The 1,230-nt window shown below is 66.1% G+C and carries 2 protein-coding genes; both read right to left on the reverse strand.

The features are described 5' to 3' along the window. Nucleotides 1-21: 21 nt before the first annotated feature. The gene (locus tag BM236_RS18580; protein ID WP_091126763.1) at nucleotides 22-525 is read right to left on the reverse strand and encodes a hypothetical protein; all 504 of its coding nucleotides are present in this window, start codon (nucleotides 523-525) and stop codon (nucleotides 22-24) included. A 30-nt stretch (nucleotides 526-555) separates the two neighbouring features. Next, on the reverse strand, nucleotides 556-1,230 hold a 675-nt coding region (locus BM236_RS18585), incomplete at its 5' end, for a hypothetical protein (protein ID WP_217645415.1).

Raw genomic sequence — 1,230 nt, forward strand, 5'->3', positions numbered from 1 at the left:
TGTCGCTTATCGGCGAACCCGTCAGCGGGGGCGAGCGCGTCGTGCAGCACCCGACGCGATCTGATTGAGCGCCTTACCGACGCCCTCTCCGAGCCGCGCGGCGATCTGGTCGACCTGACTATTGGGGATCGTCGGTCCGGGCGGCTGTGGTGTCCGCTGCTGCGACACGAGCACCGAGTCGGTCTGCCGACGCAGACGGTCGTCCTTCCATGCCAGGTCAACCCAGAGCTCGCTGGCCTCTCCAAGCAGCCTGATGTGGGACAGACGATGGGCGTAGCCGTTGCTCAGCGCCGCAATTGTCATAGGCTCGCGGGCACGGTTGAGGCCCTCCATCCGCATGGAAACCGTCACCTCTCGGGCGCGAGCAGGGCCTTGGTTGGACACCTCCAAGGTGTTGTCGATCCACCGGACGACGAGCGCCGCGCGCCGACTCGCCAGGCCAGCCCTGAGGAGTGCCAAGACGCTGATGACTAGGGCGCTGACCCCAGTTATCGCACCGATAGCCCCGCTGGTGTCGGCATCCATGAGCGCTAGTTCACCACGCTTGAACGCCAGTCAGGTCCAGAGTCGAGTGATCCACGGCGACGGCTCATCGGCCGCCTCTGAGAATGCTGCGAGCGACTGGACCTCGGCACGCCGGACACCACTAGGGAAGAACCCGCGGGAGAAGTGTCCGACCCTCCCGCCGTTGAGCCTCAGCGCCTCGTCAGCGTCGTCTCGGTAGCCCTTCGATGCGTACGAGGCGAAGCCCTTGCCGACGTAGGCCGCGAACCCGGCATCGTCCTTGATCGCCGAGTACGAGAACCGCGCCCCGAACCCAGCGGATTCCAGCCGACGACGCAGCCAGCCGAAGTCCAGGCGCTGGCCGTCCTTGACGACGATGTGCGCGTGGGTCATGCCGTTCTTGGCTCCTTGCTCGACATAGATGCCCCAGACACCCAGATCGACGCCGCAGCGCTTGGCCGCCTGGCGTAGGACGCGCGCTCGATCCTGGACCTGTGGCCACGGGTCACCACACCGATGCAGGTCGGTGGTCGTCAGCGTCAGCTCGTAGGTCGGCTTCATGAATCGGACCGCCAGTGAACGCCGCCAGGCGTTGACGCCAATACAGTCCGGGCAGCCGTTTCGCTGGCACCGCATTGGCCGAATCTCGCCGGTCTCGATGTTCTCCCTATAGGGCTCACCGACGCGCAACGGACGGCCCAGGCAGGGCAGTCGGGTGAGGTACCG

Origin of the sequence: Nocardioides terrae (assembly GCF_900112345.1) — a bacterium.
Lineage (GTDB): Bacteria > Actinomycetota > Actinomycetes > Propionibacteriales > Nocardioidaceae > Nocardioides > Nocardioides terrae.

Excerpts from the sequence above, each read along its gene's own strand:
- BM236_RS18580 (WP_091126763.1), bottom strand. The coding sequence starts at position 525 with ATGGATGCCGACACCAGCGGGGCTATCGGTGCGATAACTGGGGTCAGC.